Annotated in this window: 20 protein-coding genes; 9 read left to right on the top strand and 11 right to left on the bottom strand. The window is 64.4% G+C overall.

Annotated elements, in window-relative coordinates; translation table 11 throughout:
- Nucleotides 1-207: 207 nt before the first annotated feature.
- Both PCO31010_RS05360 and PCO31010_RS05355 read right to left on the bottom strand, forming a co-directional pair.
- Complete coding sequence (locus tag PCO31010_RS05360) at nucleotides 208-879, bottom strand: DUF1345 domain-containing protein (protein ID WP_150663274.1); 672 nt, start codon at nucleotides 877-879, stop codon at nucleotides 208-210.
- 101 nt (nucleotides 880-980) lie between these two features.
- Complete coding sequence (locus tag PCO31010_RS05355; protein ID WP_150663273.1) at nucleotides 981-2813, bottom strand: CPBP family glutamic-type intramembrane protease; 1833 nt, start codon at nucleotides 2811-2813, stop codon at nucleotides 981-983.
- A gap of 325 nt (nucleotides 2814-3138) precedes the next feature.
- Here PCO31010_RS05355 and PCO31010_RS05350 point away from each other — a divergent pair, with 325 nt between their 5' ends.
- From PCO31010_RS05350 to PCO31010_RS05340, 3 genes are all read left to right on the top strand, one after another.
- The gene (locus PCO31010_RS05350) at nucleotides 3139-4047 is read left to right on the top strand and encodes a hypothetical protein (protein WP_150663272.1); all 909 of its coding nucleotides are present in this window, start codon (nucleotides 3139-3141) and stop codon (nucleotides 4045-4047) included.
- 393 nt (nucleotides 4048-4440) lie between these two features.
- The gene (locus PCO31010_RS05345) at nucleotides 4441-5829 is read left to right on the top strand and encodes an MFS transporter (RefSeq protein ID WP_150663271.1); all 1389 of its coding nucleotides are present in this window, start codon (nucleotides 4441-4443) and stop codon (nucleotides 5827-5829) included.
- 131 nt (nucleotides 5830-5960) lie between these two features.
- Nucleotides 5961-6887 (top strand): LysR substrate-binding domain-containing protein, encoded by a 927-nt coding sequence (locus PCO31010_RS05340; protein ID WP_150663270.1) that lies wholly within the window; start codon nucleotides 5961-5963, stop codon nucleotides 6885-6887.
- 10 nt (nucleotides 6888-6897) lie between these two features.
- On the opposite strand, the gene PCO31010_RS05335 is transcribed toward PCO31010_RS05340, so the two are convergent.
- Both PCO31010_RS05335 and PCO31010_RS05330 read right to left on the bottom strand, forming a co-directional pair.
- Nucleotides 6898-7707: a class II aldolase/adducin family protein gene (locus PCO31010_RS05335; protein ID WP_150663269.1), complete on the bottom strand. Its 810-nt coding sequence runs from the start codon at nucleotides 7705-7707 to the stop codon at nucleotides 6898-6900.
- Between the two features lie 172 nt (nucleotides 7708-7879).
- Nucleotides 7880-8704: an isocitrate lyase/PEP mutase family protein gene (locus tag PCO31010_RS05330; RefSeq protein ID WP_150663268.1), complete on the bottom strand. Its 825-nt coding sequence runs from the start codon at nucleotides 8702-8704 to the stop codon at nucleotides 7880-7882.
- A gap of 298 nt (nucleotides 8705-9002) precedes the next feature.
- On the opposite strand from PCO31010_RS05330, the gene PCO31010_RS05325 reads away from it, so the two are divergent.
- Genes PCO31010_RS05325 through mnmH form a run of 4 tightly spaced genes read left to right on the top strand, consistent with a single transcriptional unit; the run spans nucleotide 9003 to nucleotide 12930 of the window.
- Entirely contained in the window at nucleotides 9003-9614 is a 612-nt protein-coding gene (locus tag PCO31010_RS05325; RefSeq protein WP_150663267.1) for a cytochrome b, read from the top strand.
- A gap of 20 nt (nucleotides 9615-9634) precedes the next feature.
- On the top strand, nucleotides 9635-11161 hold the full coding sequence (locus tag PCO31010_RS05320; protein ID WP_246184447.1) for a glycosyltransferase family 2 protein: 1527 nt from the start codon (nucleotides 9635-9637) through the stop codon (nucleotides 11159-11161).
- 24 nt (nucleotides 11162-11185) lie between these two features.
- Entirely contained in the window at nucleotides 11186-11830 is a 645-nt protein-coding gene (locus PCO31010_RS05315; protein WP_150663266.1) for a tetratricopeptide repeat protein, read from the top strand.
- Nucleotides 11827-12930 (top strand): tRNA 2-selenouridine(34) synthase MnmH, encoded by a 1104-nt coding sequence (mnmH, locus tag PCO31010_RS05310; protein ID WP_150663265.1) that lies wholly within the window; start codon nucleotides 11827-11829, stop codon nucleotides 12928-12930. Before PCO31010_RS05315 ends, mnmH begins: the two co-directional genes overlap by 4 nt.
- On the opposite strand, the gene PCO31010_RS05305 is transcribed toward mnmH, so the two are convergent.
- From PCO31010_RS05305 to PCO31010_RS05275, 7 genes are all read right to left on the bottom strand, one after another.
- Entirely contained in the window at nucleotides 12866-13699 is an 834-nt protein-coding gene (locus PCO31010_RS05305; protein ID WP_150663264.1) for an AraC family transcriptional regulator, read from the bottom strand. The genes mnmH and PCO31010_RS05305 overlap by 65 nt on opposite strands.
- 57 nt (nucleotides 13700-13756) lie before the next feature.
- A complete protein-coding gene (locus PCO31010_RS05300) occupies nucleotides 13757-16126 on the bottom strand; it encodes an acetamidase/formamidase family protein (RefSeq protein ID WP_150663263.1) in 2370 nt (789 codons plus the stop codon).
- Nucleotides 16127-16217: 91 nt separating this feature from the next.
- A complete protein-coding gene (locus PCO31010_RS05295; RefSeq protein WP_046292445.1) occupies nucleotides 16218-16409 on the bottom strand; it encodes a DUF1427 family protein in 192 nt (63 codons plus the stop codon).
- Nucleotides 16410-16419: 10 nt separating this feature from the next.
- A complete protein-coding gene (locus PCO31010_RS05290) occupies nucleotides 16420-16677 on the bottom strand; it encodes a XapX domain-containing protein (RefSeq protein ID WP_150663262.1) in 258 nt (85 codons plus the stop codon).
- Between the two features lie 94 nt (nucleotides 16678-16771).
- Nucleotides 16772-17800 (bottom strand): acetamidase/formamidase family protein, encoded by a 1029-nt coding sequence (locus PCO31010_RS05285; protein ID WP_150663261.1) that lies wholly within the window; start codon nucleotides 17798-17800, stop codon nucleotides 16772-16774.
- 122 nt (nucleotides 17801-17922) lie between these two features.
- Nucleotides 17923-18783 carry an anti-sigma factor family protein gene (locus PCO31010_RS05280; RefSeq protein WP_150663260.1) on the bottom strand — a complete coding sequence of 287 codons (861 nt, stop codon included), beginning with the start codon at nucleotides 18781-18783 and terminating at the stop codon, nucleotides 17923-17925.
- Entirely contained in the window at nucleotides 18780-19352 is a 573-nt protein-coding gene (locus PCO31010_RS05275) for an RNA polymerase sigma factor (RefSeq protein ID WP_150663259.1), read from the bottom strand. The genes PCO31010_RS05280 and PCO31010_RS05275 overlap by 4 nt, the downstream gene beginning before the upstream one ends.
- A 202-nt stretch (nucleotides 19353-19554) precedes the next feature.
- Here PCO31010_RS05275 and PCO31010_RS05270 point away from each other — a divergent pair, with 202 nt between their 5' ends.
- Both PCO31010_RS05270 and PCO31010_RS05265 read left to right on the top strand, forming a co-directional pair.
- The gene (locus PCO31010_RS05270) at nucleotides 19555-20655 is read left to right on the top strand and encodes a catalase family peroxidase (RefSeq protein WP_246184446.1); all 1101 of its coding nucleotides are present in this window, start codon (nucleotides 19555-19557) and stop codon (nucleotides 20653-20655) included.
- Nucleotides 20652-21194: a cytochrome b gene (locus tag PCO31010_RS05265; RefSeq protein WP_150663257.1), complete on the top strand. Its 543-nt coding sequence runs from the start codon at nucleotides 20652-20654 to the stop codon at nucleotides 21192-21194. The genes PCO31010_RS05270 and PCO31010_RS05265 overlap by 4 nt, the downstream gene beginning before the upstream one ends.
- The last annotated feature ends 176 nt before the right edge of the window (nucleotides 21195-21370 follow it).

Here is a 21370-nt window from a genome sequence, read left to right as displayed (position 1 = left end):
TGTTTGCATGCATATTAGGCGTTGCTGCGGCGCAGCATGCGTGACAAGTCGTCACATGTGGCGCATTGACGCGGGATGTGATCCGTCGACGCTACGATCTATTTGTATGTTTTTAAACGTGTTTATGTCCGCAGGCGGTGCGGCGTCATGCCACAGGGTGACGCACCTGCCGCGAACGGCAGGCGCGTGCGAGGCACGTGCAGACGTTCAGCTGAGCAGCCCGGCGCCGATGTTGATCGACAGGCCGAGGACCGCCAGATTGAAGAAGAACGAGAGGATGGCTTGCGCGAGGGTGGCGCGTCGCATACGTCGCGACTTCAGGGCGATATCGGCAGTCTGCGACGCGACCGCGATGGTGAACGAGAAATACAGGAAGTCCCAGTAATCCGGATCGCAGTCCTTGTCGGGCCAGGCGAGGGCGTAGGGCGTTTCGGTGTCGGTGAAGTACAGACGGGCGTAGTGGAGCGTGTAGATCGTCGGCACGAGAAACCAGCCGCCGATGAGCGTGACGGCGGCGAACAGTACATGCTCCGACGCGTGATGCGAGCCGCCCGCCTTGGCGCTGGCCAGCACATGAATGATGGCGGCCACGCTCGCGATGGCCGACAGGCTGACTACCGAGAGCACGAGGGCAGCGCTCTGGTCTTCCTGCTCGGCAAAGCGTTCGATGCTGCGCTTCGGGGCGGTGACCATCATGAACCAGATCATCGCGAGATACGACCACGCGCCCGCGTTCCAGCCGATCAGGATTCGGGTGACGGTGCTGAACTCGCCGCTCACGACCACTTGTACGAACAGCCCGGCGAGCAAGCCGATGGCGATGGCGACGAGCAGTCGCGGGTGAAAGCGAACGAGATGCGGGAAGAGCTTCGTGTTCATGGGCGATGTCCGTGGCGCAGCCGAGCGGCAATGCAAGCGAGTGCGACGATTATCGCCCACGCCGCATTGCCACGGTACGGGGCTGTGCCGACGCTGCCTGCTCAGCGCGACATCACCACCAGCACAAAGATCGCGTTGTTGAGCATGTGCATGGCGATCGGCACGGCCAGACCGTTGGTCTTTTTGGCGAGCCAGCCGGTTGTCAGGCCGAACATCACGAGGAACGGGAAGTGTTTGGGGTCGAAGTGAACGGAGGCGAAGATCACCGCTTGCCAGAGGTTGGCGGCGATGAAACTCATGTGCCGGGTCAGGCCGCCGAGCAGACATCCGCGAAACACGAACTCCTCGACGAGCGGCACGACGACGGCGACCAGCAGGAGCGCCAGACCGGTGCCGCCCAATTGCATCGCGCCTTTCACGACGTACTCGTTCCACGCCTGCGATTCGGCGCTGCGCACCGACGTGTGATGCGCCAGATACCACGCGGCGAGCGTCGACGTCAGGAGCAGTACGGCGGGCCAGATGAACCAGCGCGCTTTCCACTCGCCGTAGCCGGTCCACTGACGTCGGCCCAGCCGCCACATCGTGCGCGACAGCAGCAGGACCACAATGCCGAGCGTCACGAAGTGCGCCAGCGCGAGATTGGGCAGCAGCGTGTCCATGACGGGGGCCGTGCCCGCGTGCATCTGCGTCGACTGGCTCACGACGAACGCGGGGATGACCCACGTGGCGAAACACAGCGCGGCCAGTCCATACCACGCGTGCCGCAGGCCGATGCGTTCGAAGAGCGGCGGCGTCGGACGCCCCTTGCGGGCGCGCACCGTACCCACGTAATGCACCGGGAACATCAGCAGACCGGGAAACAGCACGATGCACAGACCGGCAGTCAGCAGCGTGATCATCAACCCGGCGAAGGCGAAACGCATCCCGGCGGCCGGGTCGATGCTCATCAGCACGGCATACGACTGTGCCAGTGGCCAGCGGTTGCCCTTGTCGTGTTCGAGTGACGACTGGATCGCGGAGGCGGCGGCCTTCCCGTCGCGCGCGGCGAGCGCGACGGAGAGTCGCAACGCGCGGTTCTGCGCCGACTCCGGTGCGTCAACCTTTATCTCGGAGAGCGCCCGTTGTGCGCTGGCGGCGTCACCGGCCTGAAGGAGGGCGCGAGCGCTGGTGTAAGGATCGATCTTCAGCCCGGCCTTTTGCATGCGCAACAGCACATCGCGCGCCGTAGGGCCCGGCAGTACATCGAGCGCGGTGTTGATGCGTCCGGTCGCTTGCCAGGCGATCTTCGGCACAGGGGCGTCCATCAGCAGACGCCGTGCCTCCGTCTTCTCGCCGGTCGTGGCGAGATGGCGCACGGCGGTGAGCAGCACGGGGGTGTCGGGCGACAGTTCTGCGGCCTCCACGGCCTGAACACCCGCGTTGCGTTTGTCCTGCGTGGCCTGATACGCATTGGAGAGCGCAGCGTGCAGACGCGCGCGATATTCCGCTGGCCAGCGCTGGGATTTGGGCAGCAACGCTTCGCCCTGTGCCACAGCGTCTTTGCCGTAGATGTTCTCCATCAGCGACACCGACACTTCCGGGTTGTCGGCGAATTTTTCTTTCAGATTTTGCAGACAGGCCGTCAGGTCCGACTGCGCTTTCTCGGCCCATTGCAGATCTTCGGCCCACGCGTAGTTACGCATGAACTGGCAGCGTGCGAGCGCGAGTGCTGCGTCGCCCGGCTGCGCACGGACGGCAGCATCGAACGTGGCGACGATCTCCCGGTACTTGGCGTAAGAGGCGTCGTCGACGCGCTGCATCATCCCTTGCTGATTGAGCAGCGGGTTGCTTGCCGGGGGGGTAGGAGAGGCGGCCGAAGGCGCAGCGAAGACGGGGGAGAGCGGCAGGAGGCCGAGTACCACCAGCGTCAGACAGAGGAAGAAGCGAGACACGCGAGATTTTCCGGAATGTTGTTGTTCTTGCCGACCGCCGCAGCGCAAGCAGCCCGCCTCATTGGCTTAACGACCGGATAGTGCCTGAACTGTAGTGCACCGGCTATTTGGAAACGACCGCGCGCTTGGAGGAAGTCCTCGGCATTGACCCTGCCGGGTCGCTTGTCGGTACTTCGGGCGCGGCGCATGATAGGCGTCGCCTGACGGGGCATTCGCAGGCAAGGGAGATGGACCGATAAGTGGGGTGATAACAACGAGGTCGATCAGGATGAGCGTGTTGCGGGAAACGCTGGCGGACTGGTGGCGACGCCGTGCGGACAATGGCGTGAGTGACTATCTCTTTTACGCGGCAGTCATTGGTATCGCGTTGATCGTCGGGCTGTTTGTCCTGTCCGGGGACGAGATGAGCACGCAGGGGTCTCTCATCGCACTTGCGAAGTTCGGCATTGTGGGCGCAGCCGCCGCATTGCTACTGAGGTGGGTGGTGCCACCCGCGCTGATGGAGGTCATCAAGGTCGCGGCGATCGTCGCGGTTTGCCTTGCCGTTCCCGTTGGGCTATTGGGGCTGCTGCCGAAGCCGAAGATTCTCCCACCGCCGCCTGCACCAGCGCTGGTGCATCTGGACGGCGACAGTGCAGAACTGCTTGGATACCGGCTCGGCGATCCGCTCACGGTGCCTGAGTGCAAGTTCGTTCAGGACACATTGCAACTCAGCTATCTCGGTCCGGACGGCGCGCCTTGTTTCCGTCACCGCACTAACGATCTGATCGGCAAGCCGATGGGGCTTAATGAGGTGGTGGTTGTCGACCGGCTGGACCTCGAGCGCTTCCAGGCTTTCAGCACAGCGATGCCGGTGTGCATCTCGCTTCACGACGGGCGCATCGACGCCTTGTCTGTGCATGTACTGACACCATCGCTCATTAAGGACAAGCGTGATATGGTCAAGCGCTCCCTGACGGCGACGTTCGCCCGGCCATCGGCGAACAGGCGATGGATTCTTCGGGCGTGGGACGATCCGTCCTATGACTCGTATTACGAGCGCGATGTGTGGACGTCGGCGAGGGGCGTTAGCCGACTCTATGCGCTAGTGGTGCCTTCCGTCCCGATTTCTCGGGGGCCCGGCTTTATCCGCGCCGTACTCTTGCTGGAGTCTTCCGACGGAACTCACCCCTTCTTCGGGAAGGTGACGGACTTTCGATTCGACTGTCCGGTCGTCGGTCCTGATTACCAGTAAGCCGCGAGCCGGTCCCACGCACGCTAATGGTGCGCCGCCGCATCGCGATGCGGCATTGTGCCCGTTGCGATGTCATCCGCCGTGCTCGGGCTTTTCCATCTCATCGCTCGTTGTACCGCCATCGGCATCCCTCTCGATATCCCCGAAAACCCCGTCGCACGGACCTTCGCGTCGAATTCATCCGTACATGACACCCACTTGGCACGCCAATTGCTAATGATTGCGTAAGGCCAATGGCGGCTGAGTGGAAGACAAGCGAATTTTCTGCACCGCATGCAGGGCCCCGCGAACGCGGGGTTTTCGGGGCAACGGCGTCCCGAAGCCACGCGTCCGTTCATTGGCGCACGGCTTCGGGACGCCTTTTTTTTTCGGCACACGAACACGAGGGTATCCATGAGCACGCTCACGCAATCGTTGAAAAGTGGCAACTGGCGCGCGCTGGTTGCGTGTTTTCTCTACTTCGACACCGGTTTCACCGTCTGGGTGATGCTCGGCCCGCTGGCCCCGTTCATCGGCAAGGACATTGCGATGACGCCCGCGCAGACCGGCTTCCTCGTCGCGGTGCCGGTGCTGGGAGCGGCCATTCTGCGCGTCACGCTGGGCAACCTCTATCAAGCCTGCGACGGTCGCAAGATCGCATTGATGGGGCTGACGCTCTCGGCCATTCCGTCGGTCGTGCTGTTGCTGATGCCCGGCACACCGTCGTACACGCTGCTGCTCGTGCTCGGCGTGTTCCTCGGTGTCGGCGGTGCAAGTTTCGCTGTGGCGCTGCCGATGGCAGGCAGCAACTATCCGCCGAAGGTTCAAGGCCTCGTGCTCGGTCTTGCGGCGGCGGGCAACATCGGTGCCGTGCTCGACGGTTTCATGTTCCCCGGACTGGCAGAGCATTACGGCTGGGCGCACGCGGCCGGTGCAGCGCTCCCGCTGCTGGCGCTCGCGGCGTTGGCGCTGGTGTTCTGGGCGAAGGATCAGGGCGTGAAGTCGGGCAGTGCGCCGCGCGCGTTCTCAAGCTTCTTCATTACGGTGTTCGGTCTGGTGGCGCTCGTGCTGTGCGTGCATGCGGGTGCTTTCGGTGAAGGCAAGGCCGGAGTGCTGTTGCTGCCTGTGCTTGGTGCGTTGCTCGCCATCGCTGTGCTGCCGCGTCACTATCGCGGTGTGCTGGGTGAGCGCGACACGTGGGTCATCATGCTCGTCTACAGCATCACCTTCGGTGGCTTCGTGGGCATGTCGTCCTATGTCACGACGCTGCTGATTTCGCTCTACGGCATGCCGCGTCTCGAAGCGGGGCTGTTCATGTCGCTGCTCGCGTTCCTCGGTGCGCTGGTGCGTCCTATCGGCGGTCTGGTGGCCGACCGTATTTCCGGCGTGCGCGCGCTCGTGCTGTTGCTCGCGGCGATCTCCGTCATCGACTTCGTGTTTGCCGCATGGATGCCGCCGCAAGGGGCTGGCATTGCGTTGCTGGTGCTGGTCTACCTGTGCTTCGGTCTCGGCAACGGCGCGACGTTCCAGCTCGTGCCGCAACGCTGGCAAGGCAAGACGGGTCTCATGTCCGGCATCATCGGCGCAGCTGGCGGTATCGGCGGTTTCTATCTGCCGGTCATTATGGGCATGGCCAAGGAATCGACGGGTAGCTATCAGATGGGATTCGCCACCTTCGGTGCGTTGGCCGCGCTCGCGTTCGTGCTGGTCGTTGCGCTGCGCACGCACTGGATGTCGTGGGCGTTGCCCAAGGAGGTGCCCGGCGGCGCAGTCCTCGCGGGCGGTGTGGCACACGTGGAATAAGTGCTGTCGGTACAGTGACTGTTGACGAAGGGCAAGCGGCCCGTCGATGCCTCGGCTCGACGGGCCGCTTTGTTTGCGCGCGACGCTTCGCATAGACTGTCGGGCAACATCGTTTTCCCGCAGGAGTCGTCATGCGTCTGGGCGTTCCCAGCCTCTCGGCGTTGCAGGCCTTCGAGGCCAGCGCCCGTCATCAGAACTTCGCCGCCGCAGCGCAAGAGCTTGCGCTCACGCACGGTGCCGTCTGCAAGCGGGTGGGGGAGTTGGAGAAGCATCTGGGTGTGGCGCTGTTCGAGCGCGTGAAGCAACGGCTCGTGCTCACGCCTGCCGGGGCCGAATATGCCAAGCGCATTCGCGTGCATCTCGATCAGATTCGTCGCGATACGCTGGACGTCGTGCAGCAGGGGCGTGAGACCGAACTGGAAATCGCCGTCGGGGTGACGTTTGCCGCGCAGTGGCTTATTCCGCGACTGGATGACTTCTACGCCAACACGCGCGATGTCCGTCTGCATATTCTCGGGCGCGATCAGCCCGTCTTCTTCGACGACTCTGCGTTCGACGCCGCGATCTACTTCAGCACGCGCCTGTGGCCCGGCATGCCCGGTACGGCGCTCGTCACCGACGACTCGCTCATGCTGGTGGCCGCGCCGCGTATGCTGGAGGGGAGGGCGTCGTTGTCGCTGGAACAGATTGCCGAGCACTCGTGGATTTGCCCGCGCGATCTACCGCGCGTGTGGGACGACTGGTTTGCCTCGCAAGGGCTGCAAGGCGGTGCGAACGCGGCCGAGATCAAGCCGCAGCGCAGTGCTCAGCGCTACGACATGTTCGTGATGGCGATCAACGCGGCGGTGGCCGGTCTGGGCGTGGCCTTGCTGCCGCGCGTGCTGATCGAGCGCGAACTGGCGAGCGGCGCGCTGGTGCAAGCGCACGCGCACACACTCGCCAACCCGCAGACCATTTACTTCTCCTATCCTGCGCAGCGTCGCGACTGGGCACCGCTGCGTCAGTTCGATGCGTGGCTGCGCAACGCCGTCGACCGGTATCTCGCCGAGCGTAGGTAGGCCGTCGTCTTCAACGTGCCGACGTCAGTTCCGGATGTTCGCGCAACACCTGCTCGTAGAGGCCCTGATACCCGAGCCATGCGACGTAGTCCGAACCGAGCAGACGGAAGACCTCGCGGGCTTCGGCGTCGGAGAGGACTTCCAGCGGACCGGCCGCTTCCGCGAGCAATTGCACCTGTGCGCAACGCTCCATCGCGAGAAAGCGATAGGCGGCGGCGTCCACCGACGAGCCGACCGTCAGCAAGCCATGATTGAGCAGTACCGCCGCGCGCTTGTGGCCCATCGACTGCGCGATGCGGCGTCCTTCCTCGGCACCGAGGACCAACACGTCGCCGCGAAACAGCACGTGGTCGTCGTAGAACAGGCACGCTTCCTGATTGATGGGCGCGAGTTCGCGCGTGCGCGCAGAGAAGGCGCGCCCGTGCGTGGTGTGCGTGTGAGCAGCGGCCGTCACATGGGGCAGCGTGGCATGAATACCGGCGTGGATCGCCATCGCAGCGGCATTCACCGGGCCTTCGCCGTGATGCAGGCCACCGGCCTCGTCGACCAGAATCAGGTCGTCCGGATGAATCGACGAAAAGTGCTGGGCGTAGCGATTGACCCAGAAGCGGTCGTGGAACTCGGGGTCGCGCACGGTGATGTGCCCGGCGATGCCTTCGGCAAGCCCGAAGCGCGCGAAGATGCGGAACGCGACCGCCAGCCGCAGCTTGCGGTCGGCGCGTTCGTCTTCGACGTTGTCGAACACGCGCGGCTTGGGCAGCGGTGCGCCCAGAGGTGTGGGGATCGCAAAGGCGGCAAAGCTATCGTGCGGGGAATTCATGGGCGCTCCGTCGAAGGGGGATGCCGTGCCCGCTGTCGTTGGCGCGCCGTGAGCGGCGTCGCGTGGCGGGGCATCGGCTGACGGAGCATTGTCCCCGGGCGTACGCGGCAACGTCTATCGACGAAAAGTCACTGGATATCGACCTGCCGCGCCATCGCACCCTTTATCCTGCTCATTCGCCCTGACGAAACAGGCCATTGAGCGTTGCACCGCTGGCCGCACCGTCAAAGCCATCGAAGCGGCCTTCCGCCAGTGCCTGCGCCGCGTGCATGAAACCGCCCCACGCGGCACGGGCGAGCGCGCCGCCCACGCTCACGCGCCGTACGCCGAGGCTCGCCAGCGCCTGCAACGTGAAAGGCGACGTCGCACCGATCAGCACGTTGACGGGTTTGGGCGCGACAGCGGCCACCACGGCGCGAATCTGCGCTTCGGACTGGATACCTGGCGCATACAGACAATCGGCCCCCGCTTCGGCATAGGCTTGCAGTCGCCGGATGGCGTCGTCCAGATCGGGTACGCCTGCGAAGAAATTCTCTGCACGACCGACGAGCAAGGTATCGCCGCCGGTTTCGTCGATGGCGCGACGCGCCGCCTTCATGCGTGCGACCGCTTCGTCGAGCGGGAAGAGCGGTTCGTTGGCGTCGCCCGTGGTGTCTTCGATGGACAGACCGGCCACGCCCGTCGCCACTGCCAGCTTGACGCTTTGCGCCACGTCGTCCGGCGTTTCGCCGAAGCCGCTTTCGAAGTCGGCATTCACCGGTAGATCGGTCGCCTCGACCAGCGTGCGCAGATGCGCCAGCACGAGCTCGCGCGTCACGCCGTTGTCGGGGCGCGCGGTGGACCACGCGAAGCCGGAACTGGTCGACGCAACGGCCTGGAATCCAGCGTGTTCGAGATACCGTGCGCTGCCCGCGTCCCAAGGGTTCGGGATCACAAAGCACCCGGCAAGGTGAAGTTCGCGAAACGCGGCGCGTTTTTCGGCGGTGCTGCGTGGCATGGGATTGTCTCCTGAGGGCGGCGCAGTAGATCGCTCGCTGCGCACGGAATGCCCGATCATCGCGGTTTTATGACGGCCTCGCAAGACAAGTGATGGCACACGAAATGCAAATGTCGACCGTCAGACGGTTTTCGCTGAATGCGTGGCATACAGGCCGTCAAAAGCCGAGGTAATGTCCGGTAACAACTTTTTTGCGGCAATGCGGGAATAAGCGCGCTTCAACTAGCGTTATGCAATCATCTTTCAGTGCATTTTCAGGACGTCAAACGTGAATTCTCTGCCCCCTTCGCCGCGATCCATGCCATCCACGTCGGCCAACAAGCCTCGCGTCGCCCTGTATGAAGACCCCAAGTACACGCGCGTCGCCATGCTGCTGCACTGGGCGGTGGCGTTGCTGATGCTCGGCAACGTCGCCATCGGTCAGACGATTGCCTTGCTGCCGGACGCCACGCTGGAGAAGATCGACGTGCGTTTCTGGATCGATCTGCATAAGTCCGTCGGCATCACGGTGCTGGGTCTCGCGATCCTTCGGATTCTGTGGCGCGTGACGCACCGTCCGCCCGCACTCTCGCATGTCTTCGCGTCGTGGGAACGCGCCGCGGCGCATCTGGTGCACTGGCTGTTGTATGTGCTGATTTTCGCGATGCCGCTCTCGGGCTGGGCGCACGACTCGGCATGGGTGGCGGCGTCGACGCATCCGCTGGTGCTGTTCGGTGTCGTGCCGTTTCCGCGCATGGGCATTCTGATGGCGATGGGCGACGCGAGCAAGGACTACTGGCACGAGGTGCTGGGCAATGTCCATACCTATTGCGCTTATGCTCTCTACGCGCTGCTGGCGTTGCACATCGGCGGTGCGCTCAAGCATCAGTGGATCGACCGTCACCCGGTCATCGGCCGGATGCTGCCGTGAGTGTCGGGATGAGTAGCGAGATGAACTCGGACGTCAACCCGCACATGAACCCCGATATCCAGACGGGCGTAGCGCAGCTCGAAGCATCGCGCGAGCAGCATTCGCCGCGCTTCACCTTGCCGCCGACACCGCTCGCCAGTTGGCTCGTGCACACCGGCGTGGCCGTGCTGTGGTGCCTGCTCTTCGCACAGGCGTTCTTCCTCAAGGGCGTTTTCGCGTGGGGCACGGGCGTGGCGTATGTCGTCTACGACACCTTGCTGCTGGCGTTCGTCTTCTGGCAGGCGTGGCGTCTGATGCGTCCCGATCCGGACGAGACGTGGGGTGGCACTGCCGACGCCGCATCGAACCGTCTCACGCTCGGCGTGGTGGTTGCGGCACATAACGAAGCGGCGGCGTTGCCGGTGACACTGCGTGCGCTGATGGCCGGTCGTCACGTGCCCGACGCCATCGTCATCGCCGACGACGGTTCGCACGACGGCTCCGTCGCCTTGCTCACCGGCGAGTATGGCCTGGTGGACCCGGGCGTCGGGAGCCTGAGCGCACCGAGCACCCGCTATCCGAACCTGCGATGGTTGCGCGTGCCGCACGGCGGCAAGGCGAAGGCGCTCAATGCGGCCCTCGTCGGTATGCAGACCGACATCGTGATGACGGTCGACGCCGACACGTTGCTCGATGCCGGTGCGTGCGCCGCCATGCATGATGCTTTCGCTCGTCGTCCCCGTCTGGTCGCCGCCACCGGCGTGCTGACACCGGTGTGTGGCGACACCATGAGCGCACGTGTCTTGCAGTTCTTCCAGACGTACGAGTACATCCGCAACTTCATCTCTCGCTTTGCGTGGATGCGCGCCGACGGGCTGTTGCTGATCTCGGGCGCGTTCGCGTGCTTCCGTCGCGAGGCGGTGCTGGCCGTGGGCGGCTTCGACCCCGCGTGTCTGGTCGAAGACTACGAACTGATTCACCGTCTGCGTCGCTATTCGGTCACGCATTCGCTCGACTGGGAAGTGCGCGTCGTCGGCGGCGCGCAGGCGATCACCGATGCGCCGGGCACGCTGACGAGCTTCTTGCGTCAACGCCGTCGCTGGTTCGCGGGCTTCCTCCAGACGCAGTACTGGTATCGCGATATGGTCGGCAACGGCCGCTACGGCAACCTCGGTCGCTGGATGTTGCCGGTCAAAGCGTTCGATACGCTTCAGCCGATCTACGGGCTGACGGCCTTTGCGTTGCTGGTGACGTTCGTCTGCGAAGGCCACTACGGCGTGGTGCTGCCAGTCTCCGGGATCATACTGGGCAAGATCGTCATCGATCTCGGCTTTCATCTGTGGTCGGTGCATGCGTATCGCCGCTGGACCGGCCACCGCACCGGCACGAGCCTTGGGCTGGCGTTCGTTGCCGCCGTGCTGGAGCCGTTCACGTTCCAGTTGATGCGTCACACGGGCGCGGCGATGGGGTGGGGGCACTTCCTCACGGGGCGTCAGCGTTGGGGTGTTCAGGTGCGACGAGGTATCCTGTCGGGCGAACGCGGGACGGAGGTGTCCCGCGACAGATGATTTCCCGGCAGTTTTCTTTCCCTGATGATTCGATCTTTGACGTGGTTGGCGATGGTGTGCGCACTGGGCGGCGTGTTGGGCGCGCTGGGGTGCAGCACGCCCGCACCGAAGGCGAGCGGCCCTGATTACGCGGCGCAGGGCGGCGCGGCCGAGGTGCGTGGCGACTGGGACGGCGCGCGCCGCGCCTTCGGGCAGGCGGTGCTCGTGGCGGACCAGTCGGGCTGGCCCGCATCGCAACGCGCCGCCATGCACTTCGACTACGGGCGCGCGCTGGGCGTGACCTGCTACTACGACGAAGCCGAGCGCGAGCTTAGCCAGGCGTACGACCTCGACATCCTCACGGCACGATACCGCTATCCGGCGCTGGTCGAACTGGCGCGTCTCGCGCTCGCGCAACGTCAGTTCGGGATTTCCGCAAAATACTTCGGCCGGGCACTCGGCACGCTCGACCGGCTGGAAGCGGCGCGCAAAGTGCCGTTCGCCTACGCCGAATTGCTCGACGATTACGCGCTGGCACTGGGCGGCGCGGGCGATGCGGAAGCGGCCACCCGCATCATCGACCGTGCGGCCAAAGTGCGCGCGAGCCTCGACGGTGATGCGAGCGTCCAGCCGACGACGCGCACACCCTACGGCAAGTATTGCGGGCAACTGGCAGCGGGGGCGCGATGAACCCTCTCCGTGTGCCGCTCGCGAACGTCGCCGAGTTCGATGAAATCATCGATGTGCGCACACCGCTCGAATTCGCCGAGGACCATATCCCTGGCGCGATCAACGCCCCCGTACTCAGCAACGAAGAACGCGCCATCGTCGGCACGATGTACAAGCAGGTTTCGCCATTCGACGCGTCGCGTGAAGGTGCGGCCATGGTCGCGCGCAACATCGCCAGGCATCTCGACACGCTGTTCGCCGACCGGCCGCGCAACTGGCGTCCGCTCGTGTATTGCTGGCGCGGCGGCATGCGCTCGGCGTCCATGACCTTGATGATGAATATGATCGGCTGGCGCGCCCGGCAGCTTGAGGGCGGTTACAAGACATACCGCACCGATGTCGTGGCGTCGCTGGCGACTCTGCCGCCCACGCTCGACTACATCGTCCTTGCAGGTCATACCGGTAGCGGCAAGACCCGTCTGCTGCATGCGCTCGCGGACGCTGGCGCTCAGACGCTCGATCTCGAGGGCCTCGCCGTACATCGCGGGTCGCTCCTCGGCGCGATGCCGGACGCCCCGCAGCCGTCGCAAAAGTCGTTCGACACGTCGCTCATCGGGGTGCTGCGCAGCTTCGACGCAACGCGTCCCGTGTTTGTCGAGGCGGAAAGCCGCCGGATCGGACTGATCACATTGCCCGAGTCGCTGATGACGTCGCTACGCGGCACGATGCGATGCGTCGAAGTGAATGTGAGTGTGGACGAGCGCGTCGAACTGCTGACGCAGGAGTATGGCCACCTGCTGGCTCAGCCTGAATACTTCCGTGCGCAGTTGCTGCGTCTGGTCGAATTGCATGGCAAGGCGGTGGTCGATCAATGGCTGGCGATGCTTGACAACGGACAACAGCGTGAGTTGTCCGAAGCGCTAATCACGCGCCACTACGACCCGGCCTACACGCGCAGCTCGCGCAAGCTGCTGCAAGGGCTGGCGAAGGCGATACCGTTCGAATTCCACCCGACGGCGCAAGACCTGCGCGCACAGGCGCAGGCCTTGCTCGCGCTTACTTCACCGGCAGACAGATGCGGGTCTGAAGCTGCGCCGCCGGTGTCGAGCGGGGATCGTTGAGGTACTGCTCGAACATCGGGAAGTTGGCGGGCTCCAGTCCGCTGGCGGGCAGCCACTGCGCGAACAGCCACTGATAGGGCTTGCTCATCTCGTTGTACGGCCCGGTGTATGTCAGTACGGCGCATTTTCCTGCGGGAATCTCGAAGCGTTCCAGATCGCCGCCGATCTCGGCATCCGATGGCACCGACATCCCCGCGAGCGAGCGCAATTGTGCGACGGGGACTTGCTCCGGGTCGTCGAAGTAGACGCCGAAGCCGGTCGCATCCGGATGGGCGAGGCCCTGCGCGGCAGCGAGCATGAACGCGCGTGTGAAGACGGGGCCGATGCCCTGATAGTCGCCGTTGTGACGGAGCACGGCGAGGGTGGTGGCGGGAAACGATTCGACTGAGATCGGGTACATGGCTAGCTCCTGAGGATCGATGGGTCCGGAGCGGACGTCTCGGTAGCGTCCCGGCGGGATGCCGAAGAACGCACCGAAGGCCCGGTTGAACGCAGCGTCCGACGCATAGCCGGCACGCGACGCCACAACACGCATCGAATCCTCTGACCCCGACAGGGCAATCGCCGCACGGTGCATGCGAATGCGCTGCACCGAATTGTTCACCGTCTCACCGAGCAATGCGCGGTAGACACGATGAAAGTGGTACGGCGACAGACACGCCAGCTCGGCCAGGTGATGCAGGTCCGGATCGCTCTCCGGATGGTCGGCAAGCCAACGGAGCACGGGCTCCATGCGTTCGGCGTATCTCAGTCGGGTCTGGGGTTTCATCTGCGCTCCTTGGACGCCAATGTAGCCACAGGCGATTTGCCGATTTTGCGGTTTTCTTCAGTCGTTGAACATCCCCTTTCGAATAATCGCGTGCACGCCCCAGTTGCCGTTGACGACCTGCGTCACGCCGAAATCGACGGAGACCGAAAGAATCGCGGTGGCTTCGTCCTCTGTTAGCCGCTTGACCTGCATGAGAAAGCGGCGCGCCTTGAGGAAGGCGTCGCGCAGGGCGCTGTCGAGCGTCGATTTCATGTAAATCTGGCTCTGCGCCTTCTGTCCCAGCTCGGCCAGATGGTTCGGCGAACTGAAGCCGTGGATGATCCACTCCGTGGGCGTCTCGACCAGCGGATAGGTCAGATCCGCGTACGGCGCCTGTGCTTCGATGGCAGCCTTCTTGTGCAGCACCAGTTGGATGTTGCCCGTAAGCGAGCATTCGATGGCGGTGCCGCCGAGTTCGGCGTCGCCCTGCGAGGCGTGCGGATCGCCGATGGAGAGCAGTGCGCCCGGCACGGCGACTTTCAGAAAGACGCTCGCACCACGCGTCACGCGCCAGTTATCGAGATTGCCCGCGTAGCTCGACGGCGGAATGGAGTCGATCAGACCGTCTTGCGCAGGCGCGACGGCAAGCACGCCGAAGTGCGGGCGCAGCGGAATCTCGACGTTCTTCAGCGTCCGGAAATTCTTGGTGATGCGAGTGTGATCGACCGGCACGCCGGGATAGTCGATGGTCGGATGGACCACGCCGAAGGGGTCTTGCTGCGGCGTCCAGCGGAAGCTGTAGATGGCGCGGGCAACGTCGGTGCCTTCCTCTGCATCATCATGGCAATCGATCTCGAACACCGTCACGACCTCGCGCTCGCGCGGCAACGTGAGCATGTCCTGATAGTGAAAGCCCCACCACGTCGACGCGTGGCTGCCGAACGCCTTGCCCGCGAACTCGGGATTCGCGCTCGGCCGGGGATGCAGATCGAGAATGCGGACTTCGAGCACGTCGCCCGGCATCGCGTCTTCGACGGCGATGGGGCCGGTGCAGATGTGCACACCGAAGCCTTCACCTGCGCCGCGTCCATAGACGGAGGCGTCCATCGGTCCCGCGCCGCGCCGGTCAACGTTCTTCTGCGTCGCCGTCCAGTGGAACACGCTCTGCGCACCCGGATCGCCCTGAATCATGCGCTCCCAGTCGTCGGTCGCATGCTGCGTGAGTGTCTCGACGGTCACAGTGTCGCCCGACGCGACGGTGAGCACGGGGGGAAGATCGTGACTGAGATACCCCCAATGCACCGAGTCGCATGTCGCGCGCAGATAGTGGTGCTGTCCGGCGTCATGGGGCAGGGCGGGACGGGCGACGCTGCCGGGTATTGCGTCGCGCTCTGAGAGGGCCATCGCCGCCGCCGGACCAATGCTCGTTCGATGCGCCAGCCCGGCAGGCACATCGGGGTGTCCGCGCGAGATGCGCGCGCGCTCTGGCAGCGCACGGGAACGCAGTGCCTGATCGCGGCTTGCCTTGGGCGACACGCCAAACCGCTCGCGAAAAGCCTGACTGAAGTAAGACGGATCGTTGAAACCCCAGCGATAGCAGATGTCCGACACCGACAACTGGTCGTACGCGGGATTCTGCAAATCTGCGTGACAACGCTGCAAACGACTATTGCGCAGGTAGGACGAGAAGCTTTGACCGGCGTCTTCGAAGAGCTTGCGCAGATACCGGTCCGATACGTGCTCGTCTTTCGCGATGGCGCATAGCGACAGATCCGGCTCGGCCAGACGGGCCTGAATGCGGTGGCAGATGCGCGTGAACACGATGCCGCGCGACGTCGAGAGGTGGGTCGACGCTTGTGGTTTGGCCGCCGCGAGCGCCGAGGCGAGACATTCCAGAATCACATTCTCGACGGGTTCCAGCGCGTGCGGATCGGCGTCCTGCATCGCGTCGAGTTGCATGGCGAGTCCGCCGAGCAGCGCGCCGAACAGACGCGAGACGCTGTCGGGCAGCTTGCATGTCTGCACGGGCGGCGCACTGCCCAGTCGCGGTGCGATCAGCGTGTGACGCACGTGCACCGAAATCAGCCGGAACGGCGTGCGGGCGATGAGGTCGGCGCTCTGTGCGCCCGGAATGCACGCGATGTCGCCAGCGGCCAGCGTCTCGCCATCGAGTGCGCTTGCGCTGGCCAGCGTCATCTGACCGTCGAGCAGCATGACGAGCAGGAAGCCACGCTCACCGCCTGCGCGCGCCGATACGGTTTGCGGCGTGGACGAGATCACCGAGAGTTCGATACCGGCGGGCGTGCGATGCGTGAGCAACGTGCCGTGCAGCGGTTCTCCGGCCGGTGGCGGACGAAAGTGCAGACGGGCGTCGAGCAGACGCGCCTGCCATGCGGGCCCGCGCTGGTCCTGGGCATAGGACTCCGTTGAAAAGTGCGCACGATCCAAGTCCGGCCTCCATCAGAAATGACAACGACGACACCCCGGCGCAGCGCTTGTGAGTCGCTGCGCCGGGGCTGGCGTCAATAGTGCAAGGGCGTCAGCCGAAGTGCAACTGCCCGCGCATCGCCGCCACGAAGGCGAAGCCGATGAACGTGCCGACGATGGCGAAGATGCCGCCGAGGACGTTAGGGGCCGGAATCGGTGCGCGTACGCCGGTGTAAAGCACACCGGTCACGAGTCCGACGGCGGCGGCCTGCAACTCCGTCGCGCCAAGTGTGATTTCTACCATGACAACCTCCTCAGGACCGGCTGGACGAGTTGGCGGGGCGGGCGTTCAGCGACGTATCCAGACCCTGGGCGGGCGGACGTCCGAACGTGACCGAGCGACGCCACACATTCACGATCAGATAGCCGAGATACGTGAAGATGATGGCGAAGATGCCGCCGAGCACATTCGGGGCGGGAATCGGCAGGTTGAGCCACGAGTACAGCGTGCCCGTGACCAGACCGACGATCAGGGCGACAAGCTCGTTGCGCCCGACATAGACGTATTGCATGGAAGCGTCTCCCGATGAAGAGACAACATGAAATGCCGCGCACCGCACGGCGCACCCTTGACGTCCGGGCACACCGGGCAGGCAGCCAGAGCGCTCAGGTCTTGGACGACTTGGGCGGGAACATGCCGCGTGGCATGGTGCAGTGCACCCCTTGCGTGCCGTCGACGACCTGCGTCACACCGAAGTCGGCCGCCACGCTCATGAGCGAGTAAGCGTCGTCGCGCGAGAGGCCCTGTTGCTCGGTGAGCAGCTTGATCATGTCGCGCGCGGCGTTCTTGCCCGCTTCGTCCAGATCCTGATGGAAGCCGTGAACGATCCAGCAGTCGGGCGTCTCCAGTAGCGGCGACGGGAATTCGAAGTCCTTGCGCAGCACCACCTGGAACAGCACGTTGAGCGATGCCTCGATGGCCGTGCCGCTGATTTCGCCGTCGCCCTGCGAGATGTGCGGGTCGCCAATGGAGAAGAGGCCGCCGTCGACCTGCACTTTGTAGTACATCGTCGCCCCGGCACCGATACGCCAGTTGTCGATGTTGCCGCCGTGCAGCCCCGGCTCGACCGTGCTCACGCGGCCTTGTGCGTCAGGCGCGACGCCCGCCGTGCCGAGGTGCGGACGCACCGGCACCCGCACACCGGCGAGCGCGGGCTGCTTGCAGCACTCACGATGGTCCACCACCTTGCCCGGCGTGGTCAGCTTGCCCGGATAGTCGAACGCGAACAGGGCGTGCGCGGTGTTCGAACTGTTGTCGAGTTCGTAGATGGTCACGCGCTCTTTCTGGAAGTCGTCGTAGAGCTGACCCCAGTGGGCGGCGACGTTCGCGCCGAAGCGAAAGCGCGGAATCATCTGGAGGTAGCGCACTTCGAGCATGTCGCCCGGCTTCGCGCCTTCCACGTAGATCGGGCCGGTCATGATGTGCACGCCCGGGTTGCGGTCTTCGTGGGGAATCTTGTCGTAGATGGCGCGCACGGCGTCGTCCATCATCAGGTCGGGCGCGTCGCCCGCATGATGGGTAACGGCTTCGGCGCGAATGAAATCGCCGCTCTTGATGGTCAGGGCCGGGGTTTGCGCGGCGTTGAAATAGCCCCAGTGCACCGTGTCGGGCCGTGCGGGAAGGTCGTGAAGCATGCCATGTCTCCTAGAGTTTTTGTCTGACTGCCCGCAAACACAGTTCACGGTGAAGTCATGGTAGTGCCCGACAAAAACGCACGATTAGGAGCGTTTGACACCTTCTCTATTGCTGGGAGGAACTAACGTTTACCCGTCCCACGCATCTCCAGTGACGCGTACACGTCCTGTGACAGGCCCGTCAGCGTCGCGCGGTCGATACCGCCCGAGATCGCATAGCCGAACGTCTTGTCGACCCAGTAGAAAACCCTGACCGGACCGTCCTCGTAGAAGCGGAAAGCGGCGGGCTGTCCTTCGACACCGGCCGGAGAGATGCACACGGTGATGCGCTCGCCCGCGTCGTTGCGATACATGTACTGCACGACGTGTTCGTCGCTGTCGGGCAGCACGCGTCCGCCACTCAGGTGGAAGCCGCGCGAGGACAGGTCCGGCGCTTGCGCGGCGGTTTCCAGACGGCTTGCGATCCACTTGGAGAAACGTGCTTCGGACTCCCCGTCCATGCCGGTGGGGCGCTGAATTTCGGGCATGTAGACGACGTGCGCAATGGCGGCGCGTCGGGCGAAGCGCGCCGCACCGTCGGCGGCGGTGGCAAGCGATGGCGCTGCCTCGCGCATGGCGATGGCGGACGCATTCGTTTCCCGCGCCGACCATAGGCGATTGCCCTGAACGCCAATGCCGATGCCGACGACCAGCGCGGCGGCCAGCCCGGCAAACCGGGGCCAGTTGGCGGCGACTTTGCCGCGCGGCATCGGCGCCTGCACGTCTGCCGGACGTTGCAACCGGGGCGGCACCGGTTCATCCAGTACATCGTCGTAGCGCTCGTGCAGCGCGCGTCGCAGGGCGACGAGTTCGCTCACGGCCGCCGCGAGCGCCGGGTCGGTGGCGAGGGCGTTGTCCAGTTCTGCACGACGCTGCGGGGGCAATTCCCCGTCGACGTACGCGTGCAGTTCGTTATCGTCGATCGGGCGGTTGGGTTCGTTCATCGCACCACCTTGAGCTTGGCTGACGGTCCTGTCTGGGCCGACTGGGTGGACGGTGTCCCTCCGGCCATGAGATCGCGCAGCCGTTGCCGACCGCGCGATAACCGCGACATTACCGTGCCGATCGGCACGCGCAACGTGGCGGCGACGTCCGCATAACTCATGTCTTCCAGACCCACGAGCAGGACGATGGCCCGTTGCTCGTCGGGGAGATGCCGCAGTGCTTCGTCGAGATCGCGGATTTCGAGACGGCGGGCGGGGTCGGACGTCGGCATCTGAACGGATGCGTGACTGACGTCGTGCTCGACTAGGTCGCCAATGTTAGTTTCGTCCAGCGAGACGTGGGTCGCCTGCGCGGGCGCGCGGCGTTGCTGATTGAGAAACAGGTTATGCATGATGGTGAAAAGCCATGCGCGGGCGTCCGTGCCCGCTTCGAACATCGTGTGGCGGGAGAGGGCGCGCTCCAGTGTGTCCTGCACCAGGTCGTCGGCCAGCTCGGTATTGCCCGTGAGCGCGCGGGCATACCGCCGCAGTCGCGGGACGTGGTGATAGAACTGGTCGCGAATATCCATGCCGTCAGAGATCGAATGCGGTGAGCCGTGCCATAAGAGGTCAACACGCGTGGCTGCTCGCTTATTCCATGAAACCGAAAATAAAACGGGCGACGACGGAATAAGGGCCGCGCGGATGTGTTTTACCGTGAAGACGCCCGTGTTTCCACGATCTGCTCATCCGGCAACCTGCCCCGGGACGTCATCACAAGGAGCCTCATTCGTGACCGAACCTTCCTCGTCCGATCCTCGCGCCATTTGCGTGCCTTGCCGGGCGGCGGCCATCGTCGCCGTTGTCGGCCTGCTCGCGGGCGGTTTTGCTTACGCTGCCGGGTGGCTCACGCCGCAGCGCCTGAGCCCCCGTACCGTCATCGATACGTTCGAGTCGAACGGCGGCATTCACGAAGGCTTCCGTCGCAATCACGCGAAGGGCCTGTGCGTGGACGGATATTTCGAGAGTAATGGAGGCGCGGCGTCGCTGTCCAAGGCGCTCGTCTTCGTCCCCGGACGCACCCCCGTGACCGGCCGTTTCGCGATTCCCGGACCGAACCCGACCGCCTCGGACAACAGCGTACCGATTCGCAGCATGGCGTTGATGTTCACGCTAGCCGACGGCCAGCAGTGGCGCACCGGCATGAACACGACACCGCTGTTCGCCGTGCGCACACCGGAGGAGTTCTACGCGCAGCTTGACGCGTCGCGCCCCGATCCGTCGACCGGCAAGCCCGATCCGGCGAAGTTGCAGGCGTTCTTTGCCGCGCATCCCGACACGCAGCCGTTCCGCGACTGGGTCAAGGGGCATCCGCCGTCGTCGAGCTACGCCAACGCGGCGTACTACGGCATCAACGCGTTCTATTTCGTCGACGCCAACGGGCAACGCACGGCCGTGCGCTGGTCGATGCAGCCGGAGTTGCCTTTCGACACCGTGACCGACAAGGAGAAGGGCGACGCCAATTACCTCGCAAGCGAGTTGTACGAGCGTCTGAAGCAGGGGCCGGTGCGCTGGCATCTGGTGGTGACCGTGGCTGATCCGGGCGATCCGACCGACGATGCCACACGCCAGTGGCCAGCCTCGCGCAAGCAGGTCGATGCGGGCACGCTGGTGCTGTCGCGGGCGGCGTCGCAAGACGATGGCGCATGCCGCGACGTCAACTTCGATCCGACGATTCTGCCTGCGGGCATCGAGCCGTCCGACGATCCGCTACTCGCAGCACGCTCGGCTGCGTACGCGCTGTCGTACAAGCGTCGCACGCGCGAAGAAGCGTTGAACGGTGCTCCCGATGCACCGCAAGGCAACACGACTCAGGAGGCCCGTTCGCGATGAATCGCCCCCATCTTCACTTCAGTCCCGTTCAGCGCTGGTTGCACTGGGGCATGGCGATCGCCATGCTCGCGATGCTGTTTATCGGGGTCATCATGGTCAGCACGCTGACGCAGGCGCACACCACGCTGATCGCCTTGCATAGGCCGCTCGGCATCGTGATTCTCGCGCTGGTCGTGCTTCGCATCATCGTGCGCATCAAGCGCGGCAGCCCGCCGCTGCCCGACAGCGTGCCGTCGATGCAGCAGACGATTGCCAAAGCGTCGCATCTGATGCTGTATGCGCTGATGCTCGCGATGCCGTTGATCGGTTGGGCGATGGTGTCGGCCGGTGGCTATCCGGTGACGTTGTTCGGTGCCTGTCATCTGCCGCCACTGGTGTCGGCGGATGCGCGTCTGTTTGCGGTCTTGCGCGCGCTGCACACGTGGCTGGCGTTCGCGCTGTTCGCGCTCGTGATCGGGCATCTTGCGGCGGCGCTGATGCACGGCCTTATCAAGCGCGACGGTGTGTTTTCCAGCATGGCGCGGGGGCATCGGCCCTAATTCGGGTTTGAGAGCTTCTGACGGCTTGAGCTTGTGTAGCGAAATGACGACGGGATGCGCAGTTTCGGCATCCCGTCGTTTCTTTCATGAAACGCCCGCAGGCCGCATGGTCCGGTCATCTAGATGTCGATGAGTTGTATTGAGGCCTGTATTGAGAGGGATTTGCAAAGATTTTT

It is taken from the genome of Pandoraea commovens (assembly GCF_902459615.1).
Taxonomy (GTDB): domain Bacteria; phylum Pseudomonadota; class Gammaproteobacteria; order Burkholderiales; family Burkholderiaceae; genus Pandoraea; species Pandoraea commovens.
This window is presented reverse-complemented; position numbering and strand designations above follow the sequence as displayed.